The sequence below is a fragment of the Rhodosalinus sp. genome (assembly GCF_041685465.1).
In the GTDB taxonomy this organism is placed as follows: Bacteria; Pseudomonadota; Alphaproteobacteria; order Rhodobacterales; family Rhodobacteraceae; genus Rhodosalinus.
On the sequence record NZ_JAWLFS010000312.1, the window covers coordinates 1 to 2,839 of the forward strand.

Below are 2,839 nucleotides of genomic sequence, written 5' to 3' on the forward strand. Positions count from 1 at the left end.
GGGGCGATGCCCGCTCCGGCTGAGGCCATCCCGGTTCACCGGGCGCAGGTACTCGGCCGCCGCGCGCGCCTTCGGCCCGCACGGCCGCTCGGGCGCGAGGCGCTCGTGGACCTCGCCGACCGGCTCGCCGCGGTGGCCGGCGTCGATCGGGTTCTGGCACGCCCTGCCACCGGCAGCCTGATCGTGGAGACGCACCACGACGCCGGCGAGGTGCTCGACGCGATGGAAGCCGGGTCGCTCATCGTCACGCGGCGCGCGCCCACGGCGCCGCCTGTGGGGCAGATGGTGAAGCTCGGGCTTCTTCGGGCCGACATGGGGGTGAAATCGCGCACCGAGGGCGCGCTCGACCTGCGCACGGGGCTCGCGTTGCTGCTGATCGCCGCCGCGCTCGTGCAGCTCGCCCGCGGCCGCGTCGCCGGGCCGGCCACCACGCTCGCGACCGCGGCCTTTTCGCTCATCGACCGGGACGGCGCCGCGGGCTGAGGCGCGCAGCGGAGCACGCGGGGGAAACCGCCGCCCGGGGCCCGCGCTGTCCGGTTGTTCGCGGCCACGATCCCCTGCGTCAGCCCGGCGATGCCGTGTCGGCCGCCGCCCCGTGGCCGGCGACCTGCGCGACAGCGCCGGGGCGGCGCTCACGCCAGCCGCGCGGCCAGTTCGTCGACGTCCTCCCAGGGCGGGGCGAGATCGTCGCGCCCCATGTGCCCGTAGCGCGCGAGGTCGCGGTAGAAGCGCCCGCCGCGCTCGGCCGGCAGGGTCCAGAGCCCCATGCGCTCGGCGATGGCGCCCACGCGGAAGTCGCAGACCTCGCGCAGCCGCCGCGAGAGCGTCTCGTCCCCGGCGCGTCCGCTGCCATGGGTGTCCACCTCCACCGTCACGGGCGCCGCGTCGCCCACGATGTAGGAGAGCTGGGCCTCGCATTCCTCCGCGAGGTCGGCGGCGACCACGGCGCGCGCCGCCTGCCGCGCGGCGTAGGCGGCGATCCGGTCGATTCGCGAGGGGTCCTTGCCGCTGAGCGCCGGGCCGCTGCGCCGGATGAAGGCGCCGTAGGCGTCGTCGGCCGATTTTCGGCCCGTCAGCCCCGAGTGCGCCTGCGGCCCCGCGCGGCCGTGGGCGGGGAAGAGAATCACGCGCGTCGTCTCGTCGGGCTGCACGCCGAGTTCCGCGAGGGCCGGGCGCACGGCCTCCGTCATCAGCTCCTCGCGCGCGGCCTCCTCGCCGGGCATGTCCGCGTGCCCGAAGCTCAGCGCCACGGCGCCGAGCGCCACCGCCCGGCGCTCGCGGAAGGTGACGGCGACCTGCGCCTGCGCGTCCGGGGCGAGCCAGGGCAGCCGCCGCTCGCGCCGCGCCGCGTCCAGTGCGGCGGCGATCCGGTGCGCGGCCTCGATGGGGTAGGGCATCGCGGTGGGGCTCTCGGCGCAGGCATAGCCGAAGGCGCTGACCATGTGCCGGGCGCGGGCGCCGGTCTCGAGTTCCGGCGCGCGCGCGAGGTCGAGCATCACCGTCGGCGCGCCGCCCGTCTCGGGCGGGTAGCCCGCCTCGGCCATCACCCGGCGCGTCAGCGCGGCGAGGTCCAGCGGCGCCTCGGCGCCCGCGCGCACCGAGAGGAAGGTGACGCCCGTGGCGATGGCGCATTCCGCGCTCACCCCCGCCTGCACGCCCGCGGCGAGATAGGCGTCCACCACCGCGTCGCTGATCTGGTCGCAGAGCTTGTCGGGGTGGCCCTCGGTCACCGATTCGGACGTCATCACGAAGTTTCGCATGGCCGCACCTCCACCGTCTCGGGCCGGACCGTGATCCCCCGCCGCGCGAGCACGATCCCCGCCGGCGCCGCCGCCCCTGCGAGCCCCACCGTCATCGCGCCACCGTCGAGCGGCGCGATCTTCAGGAGCCGGCGCAGCGCCGGCACGAAATAGGGCAGCACGGCGAGCCCGCCCGAGGCGATCAGCGCGCCGTTCAGGTTCGGGTTGTCGAAGAGCCGGCCGACCCGCAGATCCGCCGGGTCGCTCCTCTGGCAGGTCAGCGCATAGGCGAGCTGACCCAGCGAGAGCGAGAGGAAGGTCATCCCGCGCGTCTCCGGCCCGGGACCGAAGCGGGCGAGCCCGACGAAATGCGACACGAGCGTCGCCGCCGCGATGGTGCCCGCGTCGATCGACATGCGCCGGAAATGCTCCGTCGGGATCACCGGCTCGTCCGCCGCGCGCGGCGGGCGGGTCATCGCATCGGGGTCCGGATCGGCGAGCGCGAGGCCGAGGCCCGGGAACACGTCGCTCACGAGGTTGATCCAGAGAAGCTCCATCGGCGATTCGAGCTCCCCCGGCCCGTGCGCCGCCTCGACCATGCCGACCACGATCTCCGAGAGGTTGGTGGCGATCAGGAACTCGAGCGCCCGGCGGATGTTGCGATAGACCGCGCGGCCCTGCGCGACCGCCTCCACCAGCGTCTCGAGTTCGTCGTCCCGGATCACGACGTTGGCCACGTCGCGGGCGAGATCGGTGCCCGAGGCGCCCATCGCGATGCCGACGTCGGCGGCCTTGAGCGCGGGGCCGTCGTTCACCCCGTCGCCGGTCATGCCGACCACCGCGCCCGAGCCTTGCAGCGCCTGCACCACGGCGAGCTTCTGCGTCGCGCTCACACGGGAGAAGACATGCGCCCGCGCCGCCACGCCGCCGAGAAGTTCGGGGTCCATCGCCGCGATCTCGGGCGAATCGATGATGCGCAGCGGGCCGCCCTGCGCGAGGTCGAGATCGCGCGCGATGGCCTCGGCGGTGGCGGCCTGGTCGCCGGTGATCATGATCGTGCGCACCCCCGCGCGGTGCATCGCGCGGATGAAGTCGCGCGC

The 2,839-nt window shown here is 75.2% G+C and carries 3 protein-coding genes; 1 reads left to right on the top strand and 2 read right to left on the bottom strand.

Annotated elements, in window-relative coordinates; genetic code table 11:
- Window positions 1-483 (top strand): hypothetical protein (locus ACESL7_RS14960; protein ID WP_372894093.1); only part of this gene is annotated, 483 nt, incomplete at its 5' end.
- A 149-nt stretch (window positions 484-632) separates the two neighbouring features.
- Here ACESL7_RS14960 and ACESL7_RS14965 read toward each other — a convergent pair.
- Both ACESL7_RS14965 and ACESL7_RS14970 read right to left on the bottom strand, forming a co-directional pair.
- A complete protein-coding gene (locus ACESL7_RS14965) occupies window positions 633-1,760 on the bottom strand; it encodes a methionine adenosyltransferase domain-containing protein (RefSeq protein ID WP_372894094.1) in 1,128 nt (375 codons plus the stop codon).
- Window positions 1,745-2,839, bottom strand: a 1,095-nt coding sequence (locus tag ACESL7_RS14970) for an HAD-IC family P-type ATPase (RefSeq protein WP_372894095.1), incomplete at its 5' end; no start/stop codon positions are given. The genes ACESL7_RS14965 and ACESL7_RS14970, both read right to left, overlap by 16 nt.

Bases quoted from the DNA above. Each gene is read 5' to 3' on its own strand.
- ACESL7_RS14965 (WP_372894094.1), bottom strand. From the start codon at position 1,760: ATGCGAAACTTCGTGATGACGTCCGAATCGGTGACCGAGGGCCACCCC.